Source organism: Methylorubrum podarium, from assembly GCF_022179745.1.
In the GTDB taxonomy this organism is placed as follows: Bacteria; Pseudomonadota; Alphaproteobacteria; order Rhizobiales; family Beijerinckiaceae; genus Methylobacterium; species Methylobacterium podarium.
This window is the reverse complement of record NZ_BPRD01000504.1, coordinates 1-3768: the sequence shown is the minus strand read 5'-3', so window position 1 is coordinate 3768 and position 3768 is coordinate 1. Positions and strand designations below refer to the sequence as shown.

Annotated in this window: 4 protein-coding genes; 3 read left to right on the top strand and 1 reads right to left on the bottom strand. The window is 69.9% G+C overall.

Annotated features, from left to right (window positions below):
* Positions 1–635 (top strand): RsmB/NOP family class I SAM-dependent RNA methyltransferase (locus MFF42_RS22045; protein ID WP_238257773.1); only part of this gene is annotated, 635 nt, incomplete at its 5' end.
* A 46-nt stretch (positions 636–681) separates the two neighbouring features.
* Here the strand turns inward: MFF42_RS22045 and MFF42_RS22040 are convergent.
* Positions 682–846, bottom strand: a complete 165-nt coding sequence (locus MFF42_RS22040) for a hypothetical protein (protein WP_238257771.1) — start codon at positions 844–846, stop codon at positions 682–684.
* Between the two features lie 306 nt (positions 847–1152).
* Between MFF42_RS22040 and MFF42_RS22035 the strand changes: the two genes are divergently transcribed.
* Complete coding sequence (locus tag MFF42_RS22035) at positions 1153–2226, top strand: hypothetical protein (protein WP_238257769.1); 1074 nt, start codon at positions 1153–1155, stop codon at positions 2224–2226.
* A 320-nt stretch (positions 2227–2546) separates the two neighbouring features.
* Positions 2547–3743 (top strand): aminotransferase class I/II-fold pyridoxal phosphate-dependent enzyme, encoded by a 1197-nt coding sequence (locus MFF42_RS22030; RefSeq protein WP_238257767.1) that lies wholly within the window; start codon positions 2547–2549, stop codon positions 3741–3743.
* Positions 3744–3768 lie beyond the last annotated feature (25 nt).

Here is a 3768-nt window from a genome sequence, read left to right as displayed (position 1 = left end):
CCGCCGCCGCCCTGCCGGTGCGCCTGCTCGCGCCCGCGCCGGGCGAGCGTGTCGCCGACCTCTGCGCGGCGCCCGGCGGCAAGACGGCGCAGATCGCGGCCGCGGGCGCGGCGGTGACTGCCGTCGATCGCTCGGCGGCGCGGCTGGAGCGCCTCGGACGCAATCTCGAACGCCTCGGCCTGTCGGCGGAGGTGGTGACGGCCGACGCCCTGGCGCTGCCGGAGGACGCCCCCTTCGACGCGGTGCTGCTCGACGCGCCCTGTTCGGCGACCGGCACGATCCGCCGCCACCCCGACGTCGCCTGGACGAAGAGCGAGGCGGACGTGATCCGCCTCGTGGGCCTCCAGCGCCGGCTCCTCGACAAGGCCGCGCGGCTGACCCGGCCGGGCGGACGCCTCGTCTACTGCACCTGCTCCCTGGAGCCCGAGGAGGGCGGCGGGCAGGTGGCGGATTTCCTCAGGCGAAACCCGGAATTCGAGCGGATGGCGATCACCCCCGACCGATTGGCCGGTCATTCCGAGCTGATCGATGATGCGGGTGATCTTCGCACCCTGCCGAGCCAACTCGCCGGCGGCACCGGCCGGGCGGGCGGCCTCGACGGCTTCTACGCGAGCGTCCTGCGGCGGCGGGGCTGAGCCCGCGCCTGTGATCCTGTGATCCGGGATAAGCGGGCGGCGCGCTTCAGCAGCAATAGGTCCTGAGGCCGGCGCCGACCATGGCGAGCCCGGTCACGAGCGACACGCCGCCGGCCATCTCCATCCGGGCGGTCCAATCGGGGTAGCGCGGCGCTCGGCCGGCCAGGACGAGGCCGCAGGACAAGCTCACGAGGCTGAGCAGCGCAATCATCCATCTTCCCCGTCGAGCGACCATCGCGGCGCCGCTCCAGCCGTCACCACCCGGTCTTCGATGGCGTTAACGCGCGAGCCGCGCCGACGGGCATCCCCGCTGTTCCCGTTCTCCACAGCCGAGCCGAGCGAGCGGAAGGCTAGCTTTTGACAAAAGGCGGTGCAGCTCATGCCCTTTGCATAACCTTTGTTGCGCAACCGCTGTTAACCAATCGTTGAAGTGGGGTAAACAAAGCCTTAGCAAGGTCGTTCGACTTCGTTTAAGTATTTTTTGCACAACGAACCTTCCTCCCGTTTCGGCGGCCCTATGACCCACGTGTCCAGCTTCTGGGTGCGCTCTCCAGTCGTGCTTGCAGGCGCAGCAAGCTTTCTTCTGCTCGGAACCGGGGCGGCGAGCGCCCACGTCAAATGGTTTTGTGCGTTCGACGTCGCCGGCCAGCCGCGCGGCCTCGAACAAGTCCTCTGCGCCGACTTCGAGCTACTGACCGGGCTCGCTCTCGTCTGCCTGATGTTCGGCTGCCTGACCGAGGGGACTTCGCTCGGCACGTCGATCCTCAACGCCCTCGACCGCGTCACCGCGAGCGTGCGGGACAACAGCGTCCTGATCGTGCGGGCGGTGGTCGGCTTCTTCCTCGTCTCGCTGTGGAACCAGGGCGGGATCATCCTGACGCCGGAACTCAAGACCGACCTCGCCTGGATCTCCTGGCTTCAGCTCGCCTTGGCTGGGGGCCTGCTCTGGAAACGCACCCTCCCCTTCACCGCCGCGGGCATCGTGTTCCTGTTCGGCTTCGCCATCTGGAACTACGGCGTCTTCCACCTCGCCGACTATCCGGTGTTCCTGGGCGTCGCCGCCTTCCTGGCGCTGACCGCCTTCGACCGCACCCTGTTCGGCCAGCGCCCGATCGACGTGGTGCGCATCGCCGCCGCGATCACCCTGATGTGGGCCTCCGTCGAGAAGTGGGCCTACCCGCACTGGACCGACCCGCTCATCGCCGCCAAGCCCGGCATGACGATGGGCGCCTCGCCGGAACTCTTCATGCAGGCCGCCGGCGTCATCGAGTTCACCCTGGCCTTCGCCCTGGTCTGGACCCCCCTCGTCCGCCGCGCCTCGGCGATCATCCTGACGGCGGTCTTCATCTCGGCCATCTTCGAGTTCGGCAAGATCGACGCGATCGGCCATTCGGGCATCATCGCGGTCCTGATCGCCATCGCCGCCGACGACGCCCGGGTTCCCGCCACCCGCCGGGACGTGGTTCTCGCCCCGGTCTACTATGCCAGCGCCCTGATGCTGTTCCTCGGCGTCTACTACTTCGCCCACAGCGCCCTCTACGGCGACCGCTACGGGATCGGCGCCGGCCTGAGCGGGCTTCCGGTGATCTGACCCGGTACCGGCTTCACACGCGAACGGCTCGGGGGCGCCTCCTGCACGAGGGGGCGCCCCCGAACCGTTACGAGCCGGGTGGCATCGCCTGAGAAAGATGTCCGCAAGCGTTCCTTCATGGTTCGCTAAGTTTACCGATCTCGAACGCTCATGATCTCGGCGCCTGAGCAGAAAGACCACGCCCTGTCGAAGGTCGCGGAAGAAGCAATTCGTTAAATACGACCTGATGCATTTTTCCTACACCGGTGCCGTTTAACGCGATGGCAAGCCGCCCGGACCGAAAGTCTGCCCCGTAACGACGCGGCACCGGACGGGATGGCATGAGACATCGTGAGCAGACCGACGCGACGACCCAGGACCGCGCGGAGGGCGTGCGCCGCCTTCCGAGCGCTCCGGCGCCCGGCGACGCGCACGCCTTGCGCGGGCTCGATTTCGCCTCGCAGGATTGTCTGGGCCTCTCCACCCATCCCGAGATCGTCGCCACCGCGGCCGACACCCTGCGCCGCTTCGGCGTGCGCAGCGTCTGCGCCGCGGCCGAAGCCGGCGACCCCGGCCTCGCCGTGGCGCTGGAGCGTCGGATCGCCGATTTCCTGCAGATGGAGGAGGCCCTCCTCTGCCCGACGGGCCGGGCCGCCGTCCACGCCGTGATCAGCGGCCTCGTCCGCCCGGCCGACCACGTGGTGATCGATGCCGCGATCCGCGGCAGCCTGCGGGAGAGCGCCGAGGCGGCGACCGACAACCTGCGCGCCTTCCGCCACCTCGATCCCGAGGATTGCCGCGTTCGGCTCCGGGCCATCCGCGCCCGCGACGCGGAGAACGGCATCCTCGTCGTTACCGAGAGCCTGTCCTCGCTCGATTCCGGCACGCCGGATCTCGTCGCCCTGCGAGCCCTGTGCGACGAGTACGGCGCGACGCTCCTCGTCGATGTCGCCCAGGATCTGGGCTGCCTCGGTGAGGACGGGCGCGGCCATCTCGGTCTCCAGGACATGCTGGGCAAGGCCGATCTCGTCACCGGCAGCTTCTCGAAGAGCTTCGCCTCGAACGGCGGCTTCGTGGCCGCCCGGACCCGCGCGGTGACGGCGTGCCTGCGCGCCGGCGAGGCGGCCGCTCAGGCCCTCTCGCCGATCCAGCTCGCGGTGATCCTCAAGGCCTTCGCCATCCTCGACGCGGCCGAGGGACGGGAGCGCCGCACCCGGCTGATGCGCAATGTCCTGAACCTGCGCACGGCCCTGCGGGATCGCGCGCTGACGGTCTGCGGCGAGCCCTGCACCTGCGTCTCCGTCGAGATCGGCTCGGGCGAACGCGCGCGCCGCGTCGTCCACCACCTGGCCGAATTCGGCCTGCTGGCCGACCTCGCCGCGCTGGATGAGACCGGCCGTCTGCGCCTGCACGTCACCGCCGGCCATTCCGATGCCGAGATCGCGCGGGCCGCGGCCTGCGTCGCCGAGGCTCTGGACCGGGCGCGGGCCGATGCGGCCGGCGCCGCGCGGCGTCCGAGGCTGCGCGCCGCCGCTTGAAGCAGCGCCCGATCGCGTCGCGATC

Bases quoted from the DNA above. Each gene is read 5' to 3' on its own strand.
- MFF42_RS22040 (WP_238257771.1), bottom strand. From the start codon at position 846: ATGATTGCGCTGCTCAGCCTCGTGAGCTTGTCCTGCGGCCTCGTCCTG.
- MFF42_RS22035 (WP_238257769.1), top strand. From the start codon at position 1,153: ATGACCCACGTGTCCAGCTTCTGGGTGCGCTCTCCAGTCGTGCTTGCA.
- MFF42_RS22030 (WP_238257767.1), top strand. From the start codon at position 2,547: ATGAGACATCGTGAGCAGACCGACGCGACGACCCAGGACCGCGCGGAG.